Here is a 22,440-nt window from a genome sequence, read left to right on the forward strand (position 1 = left end):
GTGCTCGGCTTCTGCAAGCTCGGCCCCACCGTTGTTGGTGTTGCGAAGCGGCGCGCAGTCTTCAGGCCAACGCCGCCACAGCCGTGCCGCTGAGCACCGCCCCTTCCAGCGTGGCGGGGTAGGGCCCGTCCACATAGTCGCCGCAAGCCGACAGGCCGGGCAGCACTTGCATGCCGGGGCGCTCGAGGCCCGGCGTGCAGGCAAAGGTGGCACGTTTTTCAACCACCGTCTGCACGGGTTGCAGCGCGCTGATGCCCAGTTGCGCGGCGGCTTGCTGCCGCACCTGCTGTTCGATGTGGCTGCGCTCTCCATCGCTGGCGCTCACCACAAAGGCGAGCAGGCCGTGGTTGCCGTCCAGCTGGCCACGGTCGAAGACGAACTGCGCCGGGCTCTCTGGGCTGCTGCGCAGCGCCAGCATGGGCTGGGCCAGGCGCGCCCCTGGGGCGTAGGCATAGACGGTGGTGATGGCCTCAAAGCGCAAGGCGCTGGCCTGGTTGCTCCACCGGCTGGCGTCGGCAAGCCCGGCAACGCCGGCAACGCCTGCCACCAGGCGGCTGGCCTCCCACGATGGGCACGCCAGGGTCACCTGGTCAAACGCTTCCGGCGCGCTATCGGCTGCGCCGGGCTGGGCGCTCCCGCACACCACCTCCCAGCGTCCGCCAGGGTGGGGCTGAAGCCGCTGCACCCGTTGCCCGGTGATGACCTGGTGGCCGCCGTGTGCCTGCAGCCAGCGTGCAGCCGGCTCCGGGAAGAGGGCGCCGAGGTCGGCGCGCGGCAGCAGCAGGTTGGAGCCACCGCGCCCGCTGAACAGGCTGTCTTGCAGCACGCGCAAAAACACCTGCCCGCTGGCCTGGTGCGCGGGCGTGTTGAGCGCTGACACACACAGCGGATCGATGAATTCGGCCATGAGGCGGGGCGTGAGCGGCGCGCACAAATCCGCCACCGAGGTCTGCGGCGCGCAACGGAATCCGCGCAGCTGCCAAGCGGTGGCCGTGCGCAGCAAGGTCAGCTTGTCGCGCCAGCTCCAGCCCTTGGCGCGGGCGATGCCGAGCAGGGCATCCAGCGGTGGGGGCAGGTCAGGCAACTGCAGCCCCTGTCCATCCGGAAACTGCAGCGTGAGGGGCAGGCGCAGCAGCGCACTGTCGACGTCCACGCCCACCAGCCGCATCAGGCGCAGGCTTTCGGCGTAAGCGCCGATGAGGATGTGCTGGCCGTTGTCGAGCGTTACCGTCGCGCCCTGGGGCAGGATGGCCGGTACGGCGCGTGCGCGGCCGCCCACGGTGCGGGCGGCTTCAAACACCGTGACCTCGCGGCCCGCCTGGGCGTGCGCAATGGCGGCGGCCATGCCGGCCCAGCCCGCGCCGACGACTGCCACTTTCATGGAGCGGCAGGCCGGGGCTTGGCAGCAGAGGGAGACGCGACCGTGGCGGCGCCCTGACACGCCTGCCGCACATCCTGCGGTGCGGTGCGCAGCAGGGCCGGATCGGTGCAGCGCAAGCGCAGCTCCTGCTGGGCTGTGCGGTGCCCGGCCGACGCGGCATGCGCCAGCAGGCGCAGGCCGGCCAGATTGAACTCGGCAATGGTGGAGGGACTGTCGGCGGCGCCAACAGGTGTCTGAGCGGCGGGCGTTGGCTTCACAGGCGCAGGCGCAGGTGCGGTGGCGGTGGCGGTGGCGGGCGGCAGCGTTTTGGCGCCGTGCAACTGGGGCATGCGCTCCAACACACTGAAATCGCCCGATTTGCCCGCCTGCGCGACGAGGCCCTGGTACAGCTGCATCATTTGCGAGGTGTCCGCAGCCGACAGCGTGGCGGCGGGCTTGGCCAGGTACACGGCCACCTCGGGTGGCAGCGCTGCGTTGACCGCGCTGAATGCATGCGCCGCGCCGCCTGTCGCAGGGGCCGCAGCGGCGTCTGCTGCACCCGCCGCTTTGCCCCCTGCGCGGGCCGCGTCATCGGCCAGCGTGGCGGCGCCAGCCCCGGCAGCGGCGGCCGTCCCTGCGCCGGCAGCCTTGCCAGCGGTTCCCGTTGCACCGGCGGCCTTGCCGGCACCGCCGGCTGCCTTGCCCAGGAGGCCCCAGAACGCGTGTGCGGGCGCGGTGCCCGCACCCAGCGCAATCGCCAGTGCCGCAGCAATGCAGGCGCGGCCCAGTGGGTTTGCACAGGTCGTTATCAGGGAAGCGTGTCGGGCCATGGTGAGCTGCGGGGCGAGGTGGGGTGGGGGCGGCGGAAGATGGACTACATGCGGCCCAGTGCCTGCACCTTCCACGCCAGCCAGAACTTGCGCAGCGGCGTGAGGCGGATGCGCTGGTGCAGCACCTGGAAGTTTTCGTGCTCGATCTCGCGCAGCAGCGTGCGGTAGATGCTGGCCATCATCAGACCGGGTTTCTGGGTGCGGCGGTCGGCATCGGGCAACAGGGCAAAAGCCTCGTCGTACAGGCGGTGCGCACGCTCGGCCTGAAAGCGCATCAGCGCGGTGAAGCGGTCGGAGTAGGTGCGCTTCAAGATCTCGTGCGCCTTCACGTCGAATTGCTGCAGCTCGCTCACCGGCAGGTAGATGCGGCCCAGCATCGCGTCTTCGCCCACGTCGCGGATGATGTTGGTGAGCTGAAAGGCCAGGCCCAATGCGTGCGCGTACTCGGTGGTGCGCGCGTCGGTCTGGCCAAAGATGCGTGCCGCCACCTCGCCCACGATGCCGGCCACCAGGTGGCAATAGCCCTTGAGGCCTGCAAAGTCCAGGTAGCGCGTCTGTTCCAGGTCCATCTGGCAGCCGTCGATGACGGCCTGCAGGTGGCGCTGCTCAATCCCGTAGTCGGCGGTGTGGGGCATCAGCGCCAGCATCACGGGGTGGGTGGGCTGGCCGGCATAAGCCTTGGCCACTTCGGCCTGCCACCAGGCGAGTTTGGTGCGGGCCACGCCCGGGTCGGTCACTTCGTCGACCACATCGTCCACCTCGCGGCAAAACGCATAAAACGCCGTGATAGCGGCGCGGCGCGGCGCGGGGAGGAACAGGAAGGCGTAGTAGAAGCTGCTGCCCGAGGCGACGGCCTTTTGCTGTACGTACTGCTGTGGGGTCATGGGGCGGGATTGTCCCATGGCCTCCAGCCGCACGAGAGAGGCTGCACCTGGCCTGTCTCCGTCAAAAAGCGATCTGCTCCACCCCTACGTCGCTCGGGCGCTTGAGCGCCTCGCGCATGAAGGCACTCATGGGCAGCACCCCCTGGTCAGAGTTGAACCATTTCTTGTACAACGATGACATTTCTCCGCTTTGGATAGTCCGCCGCGTCACGCGATCCACCAGGTCCTTGAACCTCGGGTCATCGCGGCGCAGGCCGATGCTGTAGGGCTCCATCGACAGCCGCTTTTCCAGAAAGTGGTATTCGCCCATCGACTTTCCCAATTGCGTCATGGGCACCCAGAGACTCGCGTCGTCGGCAAACGCTGCGTCCGCCTCACCCCGTGTGAGGGCGGCCAGGCTCTGTTGCGCACTGTCTACCAGCACGTAGACGAACTTGCGATGGAAAGTGCGCTCGTTGGCCACCAACAGGCTGTCGTTCGTCGTTTTGCGTTCCACCGCAATGCGCTTGCCCTGAAGATCATCCAGGGTCTTGATGCCCGAGTCCTTGCGGACTACGAACGCAGTGGTGGCAATAAAAATGTGATGGCTGAAGGCTATTTCCTTCTGGCGCTCGGCGGTGTTGGTGGTGGTGCCGCATTCAAGGTCCACCGTGCGGTTCTTCACGTCGCTCAAGCGGTTTTTCCCGTCGACCAGCACATAGGTCAACCGGAGATCGGGGCGCTTGAGTTCTTTCTTTACCTCGTCATAGATCTTCGTGCAGATGTCCACGGAGTAGCCCATCACCTGCCCCGTTGCGGGGTCCCGATACGAAAACGGGCGCGAATTGTCCCGATGGCCCAAGCGCAATTCACCAGTTTTGGCCACCATGGAAAGGGTGTCCTGAGCCCAGGCGCCAAGCGGGTTGTGAAAGCAAAAAACAAAGATGAAAAAGGTTCGCAGCGAGATACGCAAGTACATGGCAAAGGGAGTGAATGTCCTCGCGCATCAGGTCCCTCAGCAGATTTTGTGAGGGTGTCGCGAAGGTGACAGATTGTGCTCCAGACTTTGCGGCGATGCAGCATTTGTCAGCGAGTGGTCAGCATTCCACAACGTTCACCGCCAGCCCGCCGCGCGACGTCTCTTTGTATTTGCTCTTCATGTCTGCGCCGGTCTGCATCATGGTCTTGATGACCTTGTCGAGCGAGACCACATGCTGGCCGTCGCCGCGCAGTGCCATGCGGGCGGCGTTGATGGCCTTGATGGCGCCCATCGCGTTGCGTTCGATGCAGGGGATCTGCACCAGCCCGCCCACCGGGTCGCAGGTCATGCCCAGGTTGTGCTCCATGCCGATCTCGGCCGCGTTCTCGATCTGCTCGGGCGTGCCTCCCATCACGGCAGCCAGCGCGCCCGCAGCCATGGAGCAGGCCACGCCGACTTCGCCCTGGCAGCCGACCTCGGCGCCGGAGAGCGAGGCGTTTTCCTTGTAGATGAGGCCGATGGCGCCAGCGGTGAGCAAGAAGGTGGCAATGCCATCGTCGTTGGCCGGGATGGGCCCTTGCAGGAAGTTGACGTAGTAGTGCAGCACGGCCGGGATGACGCCCGCCGCCCCGTTGGTGGGTGCGGTCACCACGCGGCCGCCGGCGGCGTTCTCCTCGTTGACGGCCATGGCGTAGAGGTTGACCCAGTCGAGCATCGACAGCGGGTCGCGCAGCGCGGCTTCTGGCGAGCGGCTGAGCTGCTGGTGCAGTTCGGCCGCGCGGCGGCGTACCCGCATCGGGCCGGGCAACGTGCCGGTGCTGGCGCAGCCGCGCTGCACCGCGCCGGCCATGGTCTTCCAGATGGCCAGCAGCTGGCGCCGAACCTCGGTGGCGCTGCGCCAATGCTCTTCGTTGGCGGCCATGAGCAGCGCGGGGGAGAGGCCGGTGGCCTGGCACCGGGCCAGCAGCTCGGCGCCGGTCTGAAACGGGTGGGGCAGGCCTTGGCCGTGCCCTGCGGTGCCGGGCAGTGCACTGCTGTGGTTCAGCACGCGCTCTCCGGCGGCGTCGATGACAAAACCGCCGCCCACCGAGTAGTACTCGCGCTGCACGATCTCTTGGCCGAGCGCGTCGCTGGCGTGGAAACACAACCCGTTGGGGTGCATCGGCAGGCTCTTGCGGCGAAAGAGCAGGTGTTCTTTTTCGATGAATGCAATAGAGCGCTCGCCCAGCAGGTTGAGCGATTGGCTTGCGCGGATGGCGGCAATGGCCGGCTCGATCTGGTCGGGGTCGATGCGGTCGGGCTCGTGCCCCGCCAAGCCCAGCAAGACCGCCTTGTCGGTGCCGTGGCCGACGCCGGTGGCCGACAGCGATCCGAACAGTTCGACCGTGACGCTGTGCACTGCGGCGAGGCCTACAGTGGACTCAAGGTAACAAGCAAACTGCCGCGCCGCGATCATCGGCCCCACGGTGTGGGAGCTGGACGGGCCGATGCCGATCTTGAAGAGGTCGAAAACGCTGACGGACATGGGTGGGGGTGTACCGGGTAGGTTCAGTGGATGCGTGGAGGCGATGACATGGAGAAAGCAGCGATGGCGCGGGTGGCGCCATCGCTGGTCTGTCAAAGCAACATCCTTCGCACTGCCAGCGCTCTTGGAGCTGGAGTGGGCGCGAGGCTAACCGCGCAGGGTGTGGGCGGCACACGCGTAATCCCTGAGGTGTGGCGGTCTGGGGCGGGCAGCCCGTGCCCGCGGCAGTGGAGTTAAATTCAATATTGATAGCAAACAAATGAATAAGGAAAAGCGATAGGGCCATTTTTTACTCAATTTTTCTGCCATCAACCCGCGCTGGCGTGGCTGCGCTTGCCACCCATGAATGTTTCTTACAGTGCAGCGGGCAGGGCCGCAACCAGGGCCAGGGACATCATGGCCTGGGGTGCCGTGGTCCGGGGGGCTGCTGCGTGGTGCTGGGGCGCACGAACCATGGGCGCAGCAAGGTCTCAATCGCAGCGCTGGCGCGGGCTCGCCCGTCATGCCGGGCCGTTGTGGCGGAGCTCCAATGGCCGCCTTCTGAACCAGTCCAACATCCTCGCGGTTTGGCTGCTTGCCCAGGTTCTGAACGGGTTGCAAGGCTGGAGCTGCGGAGCCTCTGCCCTTGGGGGTACCGGTGGGGTCAGGGGTGCGGTGCACACGCGGCAGATAATGAGTAAATCTATCCAGTCAGTCGACTTTGTTTCAGGCATGCCGCAGATCGTACGAACCACGGCGCCAACTGACTATCGACAATATTTACTCTAATCATGAACTCAGCTCATGCCAAGGACCGCAGTGGTGTGGCCGCATTTATGGCGGGCAGCCCGCGCCGCCTTCCGCCTTTGAACATGCTGCGTGCCTTTGAAGCGGCGGGGCGGTTGCTGAGTGTCACCCACGCGGCAGGCGAGCTGAGCGTCACACAGAGCGCGGTGAGCCACCAGATCAAGGCCCTGGAGGAATGGCTCGGCGTGGCGCTGGTGGCGCGCGACGGGCGGCGGCTGGCGCTGACCACCGCAGGGGCGGCGCTGCTGCCCGGGCTGACGGGTGCGCTGGACCTGATGGCGCAGTCCACGGCAGGCATCGAGCGGCTTCCGCGGCGCCACACGCTGGTCGTGAATGCCACGTCCACGTTGGCCTCGCAGTGGCTAATCCCTCGGCTCGCAGGCTTTTGTGCGCAGATGCCGGGGCTGGATGTGCAGCTGGTCACCACGGTAGGGCACCTGGATTTCGAGCCTGCGCAGTACGACGTGTCGATCCGCTGCTTTGCCGACAGTGAATTGGCAGCGCTGCCCGAGCGCGCGGGTTGGCGAGGCGTCAGCCTGGAGGCGTTCATCCCGGAGCAGTTCACGCCCGTGTGCAGCCCTGCCATGCTCGCGGGCGCCAAGGCCATGTTGTCTCCCCAAGGCCTTGCGCAGCACACGCTGCTGCACAGCCGATCCACGCCCTTGGTCTGGCAGCAGTGGCTGGAAAGGGCGGGCGCTCCCGGCCTGCAGCCCCTGGGCGATTTGGTGTTTGACCATGCGCACCTGAGCGTGCAGGCCGCCATCCAGGGCCTGGGGGTGGCGCTGGGCAACCCGCGTTTTCTGGGCGATGCGCTCGCCAGTGGCTTGCTGGTCATGCCGTTTCCCGAGCTGCTGTCGGGCGAGAAGAACTATTGCTGGCTGCGGCCCGCACGCGCAGCGCAGGACCCGGCCTCGGTGGCCTTCTGCGCGTGGCTGGTGTCGGCTTAGGTCCGCGGGGCGCGTGTTGCCAAGCGCCCTTGCAGGATGTATGCAGCCGCCGTGAGAAGCGCCCACGCCAGCAGCACATCCCAGAACGCCATGACCAGGCACACCGGCGCCAACAGGGGGCCTGCGAGCGGGATAACGTAGAGCGCGAGGCGGTGTGTCCAGAACCCCGGGGCCGACATGCAGGGTGACGAGAAGGGATCGAAACTGCCTGGCGAGCAGCCCAGGGCGCCCAGCACCTCCAGCGCCATCCGGTTGCCCAGGATGGGCGTGCCGAAGGCCACGCAAAAACTAATGAGCCCAAGCAGCAGCGTCCAGAAGGCGGCGCGCGATGCCCAGCGCGCGATGTCAGCGCCGTTGACCCTGGCGCGGCGCGCTTGGCTGCGTCCCGGCATCGCAGCCGCGCTGGCGGCATGGTGTGCAGCCCGGTGCGTGGCCACCAGCGCGAGCATCCACAGCGCGATCAGCGCCCAGAAGTTGTGCAGCAGGACAAAGGGGTAGTCCGAAATACCCCCGGCCGAAAGAAACGGCGTGAGTCTCAGGCCCAGCGCATTGGGCAGCCAGGAGCAGCTGCGCAGCGCGGGGTTGGCGTGCGGCTGGCATTGCAGCAGCTCCAGCAGGCGCTCGGCCACCGTGCCGCCCACCATCGCAAAACAGAGGCAAAAGAGGATCAGCCCCCACTGGAGGACCTTGAAGAGGTGTCTGTATGACACGGGATGTTCCCTCCCCGGTTGGGTGATCGTGTGGCCGTTGGCTGGTGCCCGAGTGTGCGCCGCGCTGTTTGTATGGCCTGCTCCGCCGGGTCGCTTGCGCTATCGCTACATCACCAGCGCCCGGCCCAGCATCACGCACCAGTCCCAGCCTCGAAGGCGCGGGCGCGTGTGCAGGCTGCCGCCGCGCAGCGCATCCACCTTGTCGAGGATGCGCAGGCCGCCCTGCACCACCAGCCGCAGTTCCCATCCAGCTCGGCCAGGCAGGCGATGCACCAGTGGGGCTCCGCTCTGCATGCTGGCACGGGCCCATTGGGCGCAGTCGGTGATGAGGCGGATGTTTTCGGGCGTGTTTTGCAACGCCAGCAACTCGGCCTGGCAGGCACCGTGGGCAGCGCAGTCGGCGCGGGGCAGGTAGTGGCGGCCCCGGGGGATGTCCACGGAGAGGTCCTGCCAGAAGTTGATGAGCTGCAGTGCGGTGCAGATGGCGTCGCTTTCTTGCAGCGCCTGGGCGTTTGTCACGCCGTACAGATGCAGCAGCAGACGGCCCACCGGGTTGGCCGAGCGGCGGCAGTAGTCGAGCAGCTCCGCGCGGTCGGCGTAGCCCTCGGCGTCGCGGGTTTTTTCGACGTCCTGTGCAAAGGCGCTGAGCAGGTCTGCCAGCAGCGGCACAGGCAGCTGGTGGCTTTGCAGAACGGCCTGCAGTGGCAGGAACACGCCCGCCCAGCGCCGCGATGGGGCGTCGCCGCGCGCAATCGCCATGAGGTCGGCTTGGTAGGCGGCTAGATCGGCCAGACGCTCGGCGGGCGGGGCATCGCCTTCGTCGGCAATGTCGTCGGCGGTGCGCGCAAATGCGTAAATGGCGGCGATCGGCTGGCGCAGGTGCGGAGGGCAGAGCACCGATGCGACGGGGAAATTCTCGTAGTGCGTGACGGCGGGCGCGGCGGTGATTGCGGCGGTCGTCGCGGTTTGCACGGGGCCGGAGGGGCTCTGCGGCAGGGCGGCATCAGCAGCCGCGTGGGGGGCTGCGTTTGAGGCGGGGGAGGGGCTGGGGCGGTCGTTCACGGCCTGAATTGTCGCTTGACAACACAGGGTGGCTTCTCATAGATTACTAACCGGTCAGTCATTAAATAAAAATTACGTCCTGAGGCAAGGGGGGCTGATCGGTATTCGCCTGTGACGCAGGCTCCTCGGGATCCTCAGTGCGAATCGCCGCGCCGTGTGCATTTGCGGTGTCGGGCGGTCTGCTGCGTTGCAAATGCTCGCAATAGCTCGGCTATTGCTGTGCTTTGCGCCTAGCAGCCCATCCCGATCCGCAGCGCACACTTACCGCTCGATTCGTGCAGAGGATCCCAGGCCTGCGTTTTGCGTGCCATTTCCGCAGCTCCATCAATTTCACCGGATCTCCCATGCGCAATCCCTCCGCCCAGCGGTCTTCTTCTTGGCTCAGCAGGCCCCTGCTGGTGCTGGCCAGCGTAGCGCTGCTCGCCGCCTGCTCACGCCCCGCGCCGCCCGAAGCGCCGGTGCGCTCGGTCAAGTTGCTCACGGTGGGCGTGGGGGCGTTGCAGTCGAGCCTGGAGTATTCCGGCGAGGTGCGTGCGCGCGTCGAGTCCCGGTTGGGCTTTCGGGTGGCGGGCAAGATCGTCAAGCGCCAGGCGGAACTCGGCCAGCATGTGCGCGCCGGGCAGGTGCTGGCCCAGCTCGACCCCAAGGATTACCAACTGGCCACCGACGCTGCACGCGCGCAGCTCGCGTCGGCCACCACGCAGCGCGACCTGGCGGCGGCCGACTACAAGCGCTACCAGGCGCTCAAGGACCAGAACTTCATCAGCGGCGCCGAGCTGGAGCGCCGCGACGCGACCCTGAAGGCCGCGCAGTCGACGCTGGACCAGGCGCGCGCGCAGCTGTCGTCGCAAGGCAATCAGGCCGCCTACACGACGCTGATCGCCGATGTGTCGGGCGTGGTCACTGGCATTGATGCCGAGCCGGGCCAGGTGGTGTCGGCCGGCACGCCCGTGGTGCGCATTGCACAGGATGGGCCACGCGACGTGGTGTTTGCGGTGCCTGAAGACAAGGTGACGGCGATCGCGCCGGACTCCGAAGTGGCGGTGCGCGGCTGGTCTGGCGGTGCCGAGCTGCTGGGCCGCGTGCGCGAAGTGGCCGCCAGTGCGGACGCCTCGACCCGCACTTACCAGGTCAAGGTGGCCATCGAGGGCGCTGATGTGCCCCCGCTGGGCTCCACCGTGTACGTCAAGCCCAAGGTGCTGAACCACGCGGGCGTCCCCGCCATCAAGCTGCCCACCAGCGCACTGCGCCAGGAGGGCCAGGCCACCGCCGTGTGGCTGTACGACGCCGCGAGCGGCACCGTGAAATCGCATGTGGTGCAGATCGCCACGGCCGACGGCAACGAGGCGGTGGTGGCAGGCGGGCTCACGCCCGGGATGCAGGTGGTGGCTACGGGCGTGCATGTGCTCTCGCCTGGCCAGAAGGTGCTGGTTTATCAGCCAAAAGTGGCCTCAGCGCCTGTCAGTAAAGCGCAGACAGCTACTAATACTGTAGCAATCCCCGCGCCGGTGAATGCCACTGCCGCTGCCGTGGCTCCTGCCGCCCCGGCGAGCGCCAACTGAAGGCCGTTGCCATGACGCAAGTACAACCCAAAGAGGGGTTCAACCTCTCCAAGTGGGCGCTCGACCATCCCGCGCTCACGCGCTACCTGATGCTGGTGCTGATGCTGCTGGGCTTTGCGGCCTACTTTCAGCTGGGGCAGGACGAGGACCCGCCGTTCACCTTCCGTGCGATGGTGGTGCGCACCTACTGGCCGGGCGCCACGGCGCAGCAGGTGGCCGAGCAGGTCACCGACAAGCTTGAGCGCACGCTGCAGGAAGTGCCGTACGCGGACAAGATCCGCAGTTATTCGAAGCCCGGCGAGTCGCAGATCATTTTCCAGATCAAGGACTCTTCCAAACCGGGTGATGTGGCCAACGTCTGGTACAGCGTGCGCAAGAAGGTCGGCGACATGCGCTACACCTTGCCGCAGGGCATCCAGGGCCCGTTCTTCAACGACGATTTCGGTGATGTGTACGGTGTGATCTACGCGCTGGAGTCCGAAGGCTTCAGCTACGCCGAGCTCAAGCAATTTGCCGATGACGCGCGCCAACAACTGCTGCGCGTGCCCGATGTGGCCAAGGTCGAGCTGTTTGGTGCCCAGGACGAGAAGCTCTTCATCGAGATCTCGCAAAAACGCCTGTCCCAGCTGGGCCTGGACATGAACCAGGTGCTGGCGCAGCTGGGCCAGCAGAACGCCGTGGAGAGCGCCGGCGCCATCCAGACGCCGCAGGACCAGGTGCAGGTGCGTGTGGAGGGGCAATTCAACGCGGTAGAGGATCTCGCCGCGATGCCCATTCGTGGGCCTTCAGGCGCCCAACTGCGCCTGGGCGATATCGCCGAGGTCAAGCGCGGCTACGTCGACCCCGCTACCGTGAAGGTGCGCCACCAGGGGCGCGAAGTGATCGCGTTGGGCGTGTCGATGGCCAAGGGCGGCGACATCATTGCGCTGGGCAAGGCGCTGCACACCACCACCGACCGGATTGCCGGGGTGCTGCCAGCGGGCGTGAAACTCGTCAACGTGCAGGACCAGCCCACGGCAGTGGCCACCTCGGTGAACGAGTTCGTCAAGGTGCTGATCGAGGCCGTGGTCATCGTGCTGGCCGTGAGTTTCATTGCCCTGGGCCTGCACAAGCGCCCCGGCAAACAGCCGCTGTGGAAGCGCTGGTACATCGACCCGCGCCCGGGCATGGTGGTGGGCATCACCATTCCACTGGTGCTGGCCATGACCTTCCTAGCCATGTGGTACTGGGGCATTGGCCTGCACAAGATTTCGCTGGGCTCGCTCATCATTGCGCTGGGCCTGCTGGTGGACGACGCGATCATTGCGGTCGAGATGATGGTGCTCAAGCTCGAAGAGGGCTACGACAAGGTGCGCGCCGCGACCTTCGCATACGAGATCACCGCCATGCCCATGCTCACGGGCACGCTGATCACCGCCGCAGGCTTCCTGCCCATCGGCCTGGCCAAGTCGACGACGGGCGAGTACACCTTCGCCATCTTCGCCGTGACCGTGATCGCGCTGGTCTTGAGCTGGATCGTGTCGGTGTACTTCGTGCCCTACCTGGGTACGCTGCTGCTGAAGGTACCCGAACACGTGCTGCATGCGCAGGAGCACCACGGCACCGCCGAGGGCGCGCACGAGGTCTTCGACAGTCCGTTCTACCGCGTGTTCCGCCGCCTGGTGAATTGGTGCGTGTTGCACCGCTGGATCACCATCGGCCTCACCATCCTGATCTTTGTGCTGGGCATTGTGGGCATGGGCAAGGTGCAGCAGCAGTTCTTCCCGGATTCGAGCCGGCCCGAGATTCTGGTGGACATCTGGTTCCCGGAGGGCACGTCTTTCGCGGGCAATGAAGAAGTCACCAAGCGCGTGGAGCAGCGCCTGATGACCGAGGCGGGCGTTACGTCAGTCAGCACCTGGGTCGGTTCGGGCGTGCCGCGTTTTTACCTGCCGCTCGACCAGGTCTTTCCGCAGAGCAATGTGTCGCAGTTCATCGTGCTGCCCAAGGACCTCAAGGTGCGCGAATCGTTGCGCGTCAAGCTGCCCGCGCTGCTGGCCGAGGAGTTCCCTGAAGTGCGCGGCCGCGTGAAGCTGCTGCCCAACGGGCCGCCGGTGCCATACCCGGTTCAGTTCCGCGTGGTAGGTCCTGAGCCGCTGGTGCTCCGTGCCCGCGCCGATGAAGTCAAGGCCGTGCTGCGCCAGAACGCCGACATGCGCGGCGTGAACGACAACTGGAACGAGTCCGTGAAGGTGCTGCGCCTGGAGGTCGACCAGGCCAAGGCGCGCGCATTGGGCGTGACGAGCCAGTCGATTGCGCAGGCCTCCAAGACCATTCTGTCGGGCACGCAGGTGGGCCAGTTCCGCGAGGGCGACAAGCTCATCGACATCGTGCTGCGCCAGCCGCTGGACGAGCGCAACGCGATCACCGACATCGCCAACGCTTACCTGCCCACGGCGTCGGGCAAGTCGATCCCGCTCACGCAGATCGCCAAGCCGGTCTTCACCTGGGAGCCGGGCGTGATGTGGCGCGAGAACCGCGACTACGCGATCACCGTGCAGGGCGACGTGACCGAGGGCCTGCAGGGCGCGACCGTGACGGCGGCGCTGCAGCCGGCCCTGAAGGTAATCGAGGATAAGTGGCACGCGGCAGGGCAGAGTGCCTACCGCATCGAAGTGGCAGGTGCGGTGGAGGAGAGCTCCAAGGGCACCAGCTCCATCGTGGCGGGTGTTCCCGTCATGCTGTTCCTGGTGTTCACGTTGCTGATGCTGCAGTTGCACAGCTTCAGCCGCGCGTTCCTGGTGTACATCACCGGGTTCCTCGGGATCGCGGGTGTCTCGGCCGCGCTGCTGCTGCTCAACCGTCCCTTCGGCTTCGTGGCGCTGCTGGGCGTGATCGCGCTCATGGGCATGATCCAGCGCAACTCGGTGATCCTGATCGACCAGATCGAACAGGACCGAGCCCGGGGCGTGCCGGCGTGGGACGCTATCGTGGAGTCGGCCGTGCGCCGGCTGCGGCCCATCGTGCTCACAGCCGCCGCTGCGGTTCTGGCCATGATCCCGCTGTCGCGCAGCGTGTTCTGGGGCCCGATGGCCGTGGCCATCATGGGCGGCCTGGTCGTTGCGACCGTGCTGACCCTGCTGGCGCTGCCCGCGATGTACGCGGCCTGGTTTCGTGTCAAACGTCCCGCTCCGGAGCTTCTTGGAGGGGCTTGATTCCCACCCCGCCCGCATCAGGGTAAAATAGAAGGTTGACCGATTTCACACAGGCGGCAGCTCCGGTTGCCGCCTGTTTGTTTGTAGAACTGCGCGGGTGGCGAAATTGGTAGACGCACCAGGTTTAGGTCCTGACGCCAGCAATGGTGTGGGGGTTCGAGTCCCCCCCCGCGCACCACCCCTGTGAGACTTTGCGGAACACGGCGCTGCTGCGCTGCAGCCAGCACGATCCACATCCATAAGAGGAATAGCCATGGCCGTTACTGTTGAAACCCTTGAGAAGCTCGAGCGCAAGATTACGCTGAGCGTGCCCGTCACCCTGATCCAGTCCGAAGTCGACACGCGCCTGAAGCGCCTGGCCCGCACGGTCAAGATGGACGGCTTCCGTCCTGGCAAGGTGCCCATGAACGTGGTCGCCCAGCGCTATGGCTACTCGGTGCAATACGAAGTGCTCAACGACAAGGTCGGCGAGGCATTTGCCGTGGCTGCCAACGAAGCCAACCTGCGCGTGGCCGGCCAGCCCCGCATCACCGAAAAAGAAGGTGCTCCAGAAGGTCAAGTCACCTTCGACGCCATCTTTGAAGTGTTCCCTGAAGTCAAGATCGCCGACCTGTCGGACGCCGAAGTCGAAAAGCTGTCAGCCGAAGTCACCGACTCCGCCATCGACAAGACCATCGACATCCTGCGCAAGCAGCGCCGCAGCTTTGCCCAGCGCGCCATCGACGCTGCTGCGCAAGACGGCGACCGCGTGACCGTGGACTTCGAAGGCAAGATCGACGGCGAACCGTTTGACGGCGGCAAGGCCGAAGACTTCCAGTTCCTGGTCGGCGAAGGCCAGATGCTCAAGGAATTCGAAGACGCAGTGCGCGGCATGAAGTCGGGCGAAAGCAAGACCTTCCCCCTGGCATTCCCAGCCGAGTACCACGGCAAGGACGTCGCCGGCAAGACCGCTGACTTCCTCGTGACGATCAAGAAGATCGAAGCCGCCCACCTGCCCGAAGTGAACGACGCCCTGGCCAAGTCGCTGGGCATCGCCGACGGTTCCGTGGACGGCCTGCGCGCCGACATCAAGAAGAACCTGGAGCGCGAAGTCAAGTTCCGCCTGCTGGCCCGCAACAAGCAAGCCGTGATGGATGCCCTGGTGTCCAAGGCTGAGCTCGACCTGCCCAACTCCAGCGTGCAGGCTGAAATCGCCCGCCTGCTCGAAGGCGCCCGCGCCGAACTCAAGCAACGCGGCATTAAGGACGCCGACAAGGCCGAAATCCCTGAAGACGTGTTCCGCCCCCAGGCCGAGCGCCGCGTGCGCCTGGGCCTGGTGTTGGCTGAGCTGGTGCGCGCCAACGAACTGCAGGCCAAGCCCGAGCAGCTCAAGGCCCACATTGACGAGCTGGCTGCCAGCTACGAGAAGCCCGACGACGTGGTGCGCTGGTACTTCGGTGACCGCCAACGTCTGGCCGAAGTCGAAGCCGTTGTGATCGAAAACAACGTGACCGAATTCGTGCTGGGCAAGGCCAAGGTAGTGGAAAAGGCCGTATCCTTCGACGAGCTGATGGCCCAACAAGGCTGATAAGCCTTTGCCGCGCCGGCAGGCCCCTTGGGGCGGCCGATGGTGGTAATACATACCAGGGGCTTGTGCTTGACGGCACAGGCCCCAATTCATTTCTGGGTACAGTACCTGCTTGTCTGGAGAAAACATGAGCGCATTGGAAACACAAGGCCTGGGCATGGTCCCCATGGTCATCGAGCAGTCCGGCCGTGGCGAACGGTCTTATGACATTTACTCGCGCCTTCTGAAGGAGCGGGTGATCTTTCTGGTGGGTGAGGTGAACGACCAAACGGCCAACCTGGTGGTGGCCCAGTTGCTGTTCCTGGAGAGCGAGAACCCCGATAAGGACATCTCGTTCTACATCAACTCCCCGGGCGGCAGCGTGACGGCCGGCATGGCCATCTACGACACGATGCAGTTCATCAAGCCTGATGTGTCCACGCTTTGCTGCGGTTTTGCGGCCAGCATGGGCGCCTTCCTGCTGGCTGCCGGCGCGAAGGGCAAGCGTTTTGCGCTGCCCAACTCCAAGGTCATGATCCACCAGGTGCTGGGCGGAGCCCGCGGCCAGGCGACTGACATCGAGATCCACGCGCGCGACATCCTGCGCACGAAGGAACAGATGAACAAGATCCTGGCCGAGCGCACCGGCCAGCCGCTGGAAAAGGTCCGCGCCGATACAGAGCGCGACTACTTCCTCACGGCCGATGAAGCCAAGGACTATGGCCTGGTCGATCAGGTGATCAGCAAGCGTTCCTGATCTGCCGAGGACGGCGCGGCGGCGTTTTCCCTCGGGGAAGACGCCGTTTTTTATTTGGTTATCATCCCGACAACTTTCCGTACGTAACAAGGCATTGCCCCCATGGCCGAGAAAAAAGGCTCTTCCAGCGAAAAAACCCTTTACTGCTCTTTCTGCGGCAAGAGCCAGCACGAAGTAAAGAAGCTGATCGCCGGCCCGTCGGTCTTTATTTGCGACGAGTGCATTGACCTGTGCAACGAGATCATTCGTGATGAATTGCCGGCTGGTGACGCGGCGCGCGAAGGACGCAGCGACCTGCCCACGCCGTCCGAGATCAAGACCAACCTCGACAACTACGTGATTGGCCAGGATGTGGCCAAGCGCACGCTGGCGGTGGCGGTGTACAACCACTACAAGCGGCTGCGCCACAAGGACAAGGCCCACAAGGACGATGTGGAGCTCTCCAAGAGCAACATCCTGCTGATCGGGCCCACGGGCTCGGGCAAGACGCTGCTGGCCCAGACGTTGGCGCGCATGCTCGATGTACCGTTCGTGATGGCCGACGCCACCACGCTGACGGAAGCCGGCTACGTGGGTGAGGACGTGGAAAACATCGTCCAGAAGCTGCTGCAAAGCTGCAACTACGAGGTGGAGCGCGCCCAGCGCGGCATCGTCTACATCGACGAGATCGACAAGATTTCGCGCAAGTCGGACAACCCCTCCATCACCCGCGATGTGTCGGGCGAGGGCGTGCAGCAGGCGCTGCTCAAGCTCATCGAAGGCACCATGGCCAGCGTACCGCCCCAGGGCGGGCGCAAGCACCCGAACCAAGACTTCCTGCAGATCGACACGACCAACATCCTGTTCATCTGTGGCGGCGCGTTTGCGGGGCTCGAGAAAGTCATCGAGAACCGGACGGAGGCTTCGGGCATCGGTTTTGGCGCATCGGTCAAGAGCAAGAAGCAGCGTTCGCTGACCGAGGTGTTCACCGAGATCGAGCCGGAAGATTTGATCAAGTTCGGCCTGATCCCCGAATTGGTGGGACGCATGCCGGTGATCACGGCCCTGACCGAACTGAGCGAGGACGCGCTGGTCGAGATCCTGACCGAGCCCAAGAACGCGCTGGTCAAGCAGTACAACAAGCTCCTGTTGATGGAAGGCGTGGACCTCGAGATCCGCCCCGCAGCGCTCAAGGCCATCGCCCGCAAGGCGCTGGCGCGCAAGACGGGTGCCCGTGGCTTGCGTTCCATCCTGGAGCAATCCCTGATCGGAACCATGTTCGACCTGCCCAATACCAGCAACGTCGAAAAAGTGGTGGTGGACGAGTCCACCATCGAAGAAAACAAGCCACCGCTACTCGTGTATCGCGAGGCGGCCAAAAAGGCCTGAGATGCCCGGTGTGGGCGCCGACCTGTGGCCGCCCTTTGCCCTGATCAACCCTGGCCGCAGTACGGCTCTGTGCCAGGGTTGAAAATCCTTCCATGTGGACCCATCTCCACAGCGTACTTTGAGGATTTCCATGTCCGGACATACCCCCCTGCCTGCCACCCCGCTTGACCTGCCGCTGTTGCCTCTGCGCGACGTGGTGGTGTTCCCCCACATGGTGATCCCACTGTTTGTGGGCCGCCCCAAGAGCATCAAGGCGCTTGAACTGGCCATGGAGGCCGACCGCCGCATCATGCTAGTGGCCCAGAAGGCAGCAGCCAAAGATGAACCGTCCGTCGCGGACATGTTCGATGTGGGCTGCGTCTCTACGATCTTGCAGATGCTCAAGCTGCCCGATGGGACGGTCAAGGTGCTGGTCGAAGGCCAGCAACGCGCGCTGGTGACCTCCATTGAAGATGCCGAAACGCATTTCACTGCCACGGTGACGCCGGTCGAGGCCACGCCCGATGCGAACAAGCCCAGCGAGATCGAGGCACTGCGCCGTGCTGTGATGCAACAGTTTGACCAGTACGTCAAGCTCAACAAGAAGATTCCGCCGGAGATCCTGACGTCGATTTCCAGCATCGATGATCCAGGTCGTTTGGCCGACACCATCGCTGCGCACCTGCCGCTCAAGCTCGAAAACAAGCAGGTAGTGCTCGACCTCTCCGACGTGAAGGCGCGGCTTGAAAACCTGTTCGAACAACTGGACCGCGAAGTCGACATCCTGAATGTCGACAAAAAAATCCGTGGGCGCGTAAAGCGCCAGATGGAGAAGAACCAGCGCGATTTCTACCTCAACGAGCAGGTCAAGGCCATCCAGAAGGAACTGGGCGAGGGCGACGAGGGCGCCGACATCGAGGAGATCGAGAAGAAGATCAAGCTCGCCAAGATGTCTTCCGAAGCGCGCAAGAAGGCTGATGGCGAGCTCAAAAAGCTCAAGCTCATGTCGCCCATGTCCGCCGAAGCGACCGTGGTGCGCAATTACATCGAAGTGCTCACGGGCCTGCCCTGGAGCAAGAAGACCAAGATCAAACACGATCTCGTCAATGCCGAGGGCGTGCTCAACGAAGACCATTACGGTCTCGACAAGGTCAAGGACCGCATCCTTGAATATCTTGCGGTGCAGCAGCGCGTGGACAAGGTGAAGGCGCCCATCCTGTGCCTGGTGGGGCCTCCTGGCGTGGGCAAGACCTCACTCGGGCAGTCGATTGCCAAGGCCACGGGGCGCAAGTATGTGCGCATGGCCCTGGGCGGCATGCGCGACGAGGCCGAGATCCGCGGGCACCGCCGCACCTACATCGGCGCGCTGCCGGGCAAGGTATTGCAGAGCCTCTCCAAGGTGGGGACTCGCAATCCGCTGTTCCTGCTCGACGAGATCGACAAGCTGGGCACGGACTTCCGCGGCGACCCGTCGAGCGCGCTGCTGGAGGTGCTGGACCCCGAGCAGAACCACACGTTCGGCGACCACTATGTGGAGGTGGACTTCGACCTGTCTGACGTGATGTTCGTCGCCACGTCGAATTCGATGAACATCCCGCCGGCGCTGCTCGACCGCATGGAGGTAATCCGCCTTTCGGGTTACACCGAGGACGAGAAGACCAACATCGCCATGAAGTACCTGCTCCCCAAGCAGCTCAAGAACAACGGCGTCAAGGACGAGGAACTGCTGATTACCGAGCCCGCCGTGCGCGACATGGTGCGCTACTACACCCGTGAAGCAGGTGTGCGATCACTTGAGCGCGAGCTCTCCAAAATCTGCCGTAAGGTGGTCAAGGGCCTGCAGCTCAAGAAGCTGGAACCCCAGGTAGTCGTTAACGCGGACAACCTGCCGGACTTCCTGGGTGTGCGCAAGTACACCTATGGCCGCGCAGAGGCGCAGAACCAGGTGGGCCAGGTGGTGGGTCTGGCATGGACCGAAGTGGGCGGCGATTTGCTGACCATCGAAGCGGCCATCATGCCCGGCAAAGGTGTGATCACGCGCACCGGCTCGCTGGGCGATGTGATGAAAGAGTCCGTGGAAGCCGCGCGCACCGTGGTGCGCAGCCGTTCGCGGATGCTCGGCATCAGGGATGACATATTTGAGAAGCGCGACATTCACATCCACGTGCCCGATGGCGCTACTCCCAAGGATGGCCCCAGCGCAGGCGCGGCGATGACCACGGCGTTTGTCTCGGCGCTCACGGGTATTCCGGTGCGCGGCGATGTGGCGATGACGGGTGAGATCACCCTGCGCGGTGAGGTCACGGCGATCGGTGGGCTCAAGGAAAAGTTGTTGGCGGCGCTGCGCGGTGGCATCAAGACCGTGCTCATCCCCGAAGAGAACGTGAAAGACCTGCAGGAAATCCCGGACAACGTGAAGAGCGGCCTGGAGATCGTGCCTGTGCGCTGGATCGACAAGGTGCTTGAAGTGGCCCTAGAGCGCAAGCCCGTTCCGCTGACGGACGAAGAGGTTGCCGAGGTGGCTGCCGCTGCTGCGGCCGCTGACAAGACCAAGCCCCATTCGCCGGCCCCGGCGGGCGATGGCTTGAAACATTGATTGATTGATTGGCGCATTTTTTTGGAGAGCCCCAAAAAATGCGCTACAATTCACACCACTGCAGCAAACGTTGTACAATGTGAGGCTTCAGTAAATGCGGGAATAGCTCAGTTGGTAGAGCGCAACCTTGCCAAGGTTGAGGTCGAGAGTTCGAGACTCTTTTCCCGCTCCAATTTCCACAAAAAGGGAAGCAGTTGCTTCCCTTTTTTGTCAGAGGAATGTGAATTCCTGGCGCGGTAGCAAAGCGGTTATGCCCCGGATTGCAAATCCGGTTAGTCCGGTTCGACTCCGGACCGCGCCTCCAGATTGACTGGATTTTGGTAACTCCGGTGCCAAGGTCCGGGCCAGCAGTTTGCTGGGTTTGGCACGACGAAGTGGTTGGATGAATTTTTTGGCCGGCGAATATGCGGTGCTGAAAAATGGCGATATAATTTGAGGCTTGCTGATTTGCACTGACGGTAACGTCAGCGAATCGCGGCAAATGCGGGAATAGCTCAGTTGGTAGAGCGCAACCTTGCCAAGGTTGAGGTCGAGAGTTCGAGACTCTTTTCCCGCTCCATATCCCAAAGGGAAGCCTCGGCTTCCCTTTTTTCTTGGGCGGTGCAGTCACTGTGTTGCAGTGGCCCCGCTATCCCGCGAGACAGGGCATTGCGCGCATGCGTCGCCCGGGTTACGCTGCAACGCAGGTGTGCGTCGGCAGCCGGCGCCCCGATGGTGAAATTGGTAGACACTGCGGACTTAAAATCCGCCGCTTTCCTGAAAAGGGGCGTGCCGGTTCGACCCCGGCTCGGGGCACCACTACGAATCAATGATGTCAAGTTACAACGCTCCCTTCGAAATCCACGTCCACGGGCAGGTTCAGCTGCGTCCCGATGCCAGTTTTGAGCAGCTTCAGGAAGCGCTCAAGCCCCTGTGGAAATACGCTGGAGCCCGCTCTTTGGCCGACGGCGCAGCCAGCGCTTACGAAGAAGAGCCCGGCATCAAGTTCGATGTGCAGGACCACTTGCTGCAAATGTGCTGGACGGTGCGGGGCGACGAGGATTTTCGCCAGTCGCTGGACGAAATGTGCATGAACCTCAACGAGCTCGCGGAGCAGGGCGCTGCCCTTGAGGTCACCTTCTACGACGCGGACTTTGACGAAGATGAGGAAGGCGATGGCGCTGAGTCGCGCGACGACTTCGTCATGCTGTTTGTGGGCCCGACGCCGGCAGCCATCATGCAGGTCCAGCGCGATTTGCTGGTGCAGGATGTCGTGAACATGATGGAGCGCCACTTTGACGGCGCTGAGCTGGGCGGCGTGGTCACCGAGATCGACAAGCTGTTCAGTCAGCGTTTTGATGCACTGGTGAACTCGCTGGAGATCGGCAAGCCCCCGCGCGGCTCCGGTGGGTCTGGCGGTGGCGGCCATGGTGGCGGTGGCGGACGCCGCCCGCGGCACTTGCACTGAGCCGAAAGAAACAAGTCACCCCTGAACGATGGCGTTGTTGCTGATGGCAGCAGCGCCATCTGTCCATACGACGCCGGTTGCTCCATTTGCCTTTTGGCTTGATAAGGGTTTGATCGGTGTCATGAAGATCGGGCATACGCCGTTGCTCGCACCGCGTGACGACAAGCGTGGCCAGCCCCGGCGCACAGCCCTAGCCCTCGTGCTTGCCGCCCCACCGCCGACTGTTTTTTGTGCCAATGAAATCCGACCTTCCCTATCTGAGCGCCTACCCCGAGTCCCTGCAAGACCAGGCGCGGGAACTGCTGGTGCAGGGGCGGCTGGGCACCGTGCTGCTGCGCAAGTACCCCTCGCCCCACGCGGTGCGCAGTGACCGCGGTCTATACGACTACACGCAGGAGCTGAAATCTCGTTACCTGCGCAATGCAGGCACGATCAACAAGGTCCTGTTCGACAACAAGATCCACGTGGTGCGCCACGCCCTTGGTTTGCACACAACCGTGTCGCGCGTTCAGGGCAACAAGCTCGCGGCCAAGCATGAAATCCGCATCGCCGCGATGTTCAAGCAGGCGCCAGACGAGTTCTTGCGCATGATCGTGGTGCATGAGCTGGCCCACCTGCGCGAGAAGGACCATGGCAAGGCCTTCTACCAGCTCTGCGCGCACATGGAGCCCCACTACCACCAGTACGAGTTTGACCTGCGCCTGTACCTCACGCACATGGAGCATTCGGGGGAAAGGCTGTGGGGCGCCGACGCTGTGTAGCGTGTGTACCTGCCTTGCAGACATCTGTTTTGCTATTCTTTTGATAGCAACAAGCGCTTATAAATCAAGCGCTGGGGCCTGAAATGGCTTAGAAGTTAAGCTGGGATATCTCGTCGACCTCGTCACGAAAGCCGCCGCGACACCTCACGACGCCATCTTTTAACGGCA

General features: G+C 64.2%; 16 protein-coding genes and 5 tRNA genes. 14 read left to right on the forward strand and 7 right to left on the reverse strand.

Translation table 11 applies throughout. The annotated features are described in order from the left end of the window. Window positions 1-61 precede the first annotated feature (61 nt). The 5 genes from hpnE to ACSQ3Q_RS08740 form a co-directional block, all read right to left on the reverse strand. Window positions 62-1,381 carry a hydroxysqualene dehydroxylase HpnE gene (hpnE, locus tag ACSQ3Q_RS08720; RefSeq protein ID WP_436134002.1) on the reverse strand — a complete coding sequence of 440 codons (1,320 nt, stop codon included), beginning with the start codon at window positions 1,379-1,381 and terminating at the stop codon, window positions 62-64. After that, window positions 1,378-2,190 carry a hypothetical protein gene (locus tag ACSQ3Q_RS08725; protein WP_436134003.1) on the reverse strand — a complete coding sequence of 271 codons (813 nt, stop codon included), beginning with the start codon at window positions 2,188-2,190 and terminating at the stop codon, window positions 1,378-1,380. Before ACSQ3Q_RS08725 ends, hpnE begins: the two co-directional genes overlap by 4 nt. A gap of 44 nt (window positions 2,191-2,234) precedes the next feature. Beyond that, the gene (gene hpnD, locus ACSQ3Q_RS08730; RefSeq protein WP_436134004.1) at window positions 2,235-3,074 is read right to left on the reverse strand and encodes a presqualene diphosphate synthase HpnD; all 840 of its coding nucleotides are present in this window, start codon (window positions 3,072-3,074) and stop codon (window positions 2,235-2,237) included. A gap of 61 nt (window positions 3,075-3,135) precedes the next feature. Beyond that, complete coding sequence (locus ACSQ3Q_RS08735) at window positions 3,136-3,942, reverse strand: amino acid ABC transporter substrate-binding protein (RefSeq protein ID WP_436134005.1); 807 nt, start codon at window positions 3,940-3,942, stop codon at window positions 3,136-3,138. Between the two features lie 208 nt (window positions 3,943-4,150). Beyond that, window positions 4,151-5,557 (reverse strand): L-serine ammonia-lyase, encoded by a 1,407-nt coding sequence (locus tag ACSQ3Q_RS08740; protein ID WP_436134006.1) that lies wholly within the window; start codon window positions 5,555-5,557, stop codon window positions 4,151-4,153. 770 nt (window positions 5,558-6,327) lie between these two features. Between ACSQ3Q_RS08740 and ACSQ3Q_RS08745 the strand changes: the two genes are divergently transcribed. Further along, the gene (locus ACSQ3Q_RS08745; RefSeq protein WP_436134007.1) at window positions 6,328-7,290 is read left to right on the forward strand and encodes a LysR substrate-binding domain-containing protein; all 963 of its coding nucleotides are present in this window, start codon (window positions 6,328-6,330) and stop codon (window positions 7,288-7,290) included. Here ACSQ3Q_RS08745 and ACSQ3Q_RS08750 read toward each other — a convergent pair. Beyond that, window positions 7,287-8,000: a hypothetical protein gene (locus ACSQ3Q_RS08750; RefSeq protein WP_436134008.1), complete on the reverse strand. Its 714-nt coding sequence runs from the start codon at window positions 7,998-8,000 to the stop codon at window positions 7,287-7,289. The two genes, ACSQ3Q_RS08745 and ACSQ3Q_RS08750, sit on opposite strands and share 4 nt — an antisense overlap. Before the next feature lie 105 nt (window positions 8,001-8,105). Further along, window positions 8,106-9,062, reverse strand: a complete 957-nt coding sequence (gene hpnC / locus ACSQ3Q_RS08755; RefSeq protein ID WP_436134009.1) for a squalene synthase HpnC — start codon at window positions 9,060-9,062, stop codon at window positions 8,106-8,108. A gap of 344 nt (window positions 9,063-9,406) precedes the next feature. Here hpnC and ACSQ3Q_RS08760 point away from each other — a divergent pair, with 344 nt between their 5' ends. From ACSQ3Q_RS08760 to ACSQ3Q_RS08820, 13 genes are all read left to right on the forward strand, one after another. Then, window positions 9,407-10,624 carry an efflux RND transporter periplasmic adaptor subunit gene (locus ACSQ3Q_RS08760; protein WP_436134010.1) on the forward strand — a complete coding sequence of 406 codons (1,218 nt, stop codon included), beginning with the start codon at window positions 9,407-9,409 and terminating at the stop codon, window positions 10,622-10,624. An 11-nt stretch (window positions 10,625-10,635) separates the two neighbouring features. Next, complete coding sequence (locus ACSQ3Q_RS08765) at window positions 10,636-13,818, forward strand: efflux RND transporter permease subunit (protein ID WP_436134011.1); 3,183 nt, start codon at window positions 10,636-10,638, stop codon at window positions 13,816-13,818. Window positions 13,819-13,909: 91 nt separating this feature from the next. After that, window positions 13,910-13,996, forward strand: a tRNA-Leu gene (locus ACSQ3Q_RS08770). 75 nt (window positions 13,997-14,071) lie between these two features. Continuing rightward, on the forward strand, window positions 14,072-15,385 hold the full coding sequence (gene tig, locus ACSQ3Q_RS08775; protein ID WP_436134012.1) for a trigger factor: 1,314 nt from the start codon (window positions 14,072-14,074) through the stop codon (window positions 15,383-15,385). Between the two features lie 127 nt (window positions 15,386-15,512). After that, window positions 15,513-16,121, forward strand: a complete 609-nt coding sequence (gene clpP / locus ACSQ3Q_RS08780; protein ID WP_436134013.1) for an ATP-dependent Clp endopeptidase proteolytic subunit ClpP — start codon at window positions 15,513-15,515, stop codon at window positions 16,119-16,121. A gap of 102 nt (window positions 16,122-16,223) precedes the next feature. After that, window positions 16,224-17,489 carry an ATP-dependent Clp protease ATP-binding subunit ClpX gene (gene clpX, locus ACSQ3Q_RS08785; RefSeq protein WP_436134014.1) on the forward strand — a complete coding sequence of 422 codons (1,266 nt, stop codon included), beginning with the start codon at window positions 16,224-16,226 and terminating at the stop codon, window positions 17,487-17,489. A 130-nt stretch (window positions 17,490-17,619) separates the two neighbouring features. Continuing rightward, window positions 17,620-20,064 carry an endopeptidase La gene (lon, locus tag ACSQ3Q_RS08790; RefSeq protein ID WP_436134015.1) on the forward strand — a complete coding sequence of 815 codons (2,445 nt, stop codon included), beginning with the start codon at window positions 17,620-17,622 and terminating at the stop codon, window positions 20,062-20,064. 96 nt (window positions 20,065-20,160) lie between these two features. Beyond that, window positions 20,161-20,236, forward strand: a tRNA-Gly gene (locus ACSQ3Q_RS08795). A gap of 58 nt (window positions 20,237-20,294) precedes the next feature. Beyond that, a tRNA-Cys gene (locus ACSQ3Q_RS08800) sits at window positions 20,295-20,368 on the forward strand. Window positions 20,369-20,547: 179 nt separating this feature from the next. Beyond that, window positions 20,548-20,623, forward strand: a tRNA-Gly gene (locus ACSQ3Q_RS08805). Window positions 20,624-20,769: 146 nt separating this feature from the next. Next, a tRNA-Leu gene (locus ACSQ3Q_RS08810) sits at window positions 20,770-20,862 on the forward strand. 13 nt (window positions 20,863-20,875) lie between these two features. Next, complete coding sequence (locus ACSQ3Q_RS08815) at window positions 20,876-21,511, forward strand: DUF6806 family protein (protein ID WP_436134016.1); 636 nt, start codon at window positions 20,876-20,878, stop codon at window positions 21,509-21,511. Window positions 21,512-21,747: 236 nt separating this feature from the next. After that, window positions 21,748-22,272, forward strand: coding sequence for a M48 metallopeptidase family protein (locus tag ACSQ3Q_RS08820; protein WP_436134017.1), 525 nt, complete (start codon window positions 21,748-21,750; stop codon window positions 22,270-22,272). Window positions 22,273-22,440 lie beyond the last annotated feature (168 nt).

The organism is Acidovorax sp. LjRoot129, from assembly GCF_964253765.1.
GTDB lineage: Bacteria > Pseudomonadota > Gammaproteobacteria > Burkholderiales > Burkholderiaceae_C > Acidovorax.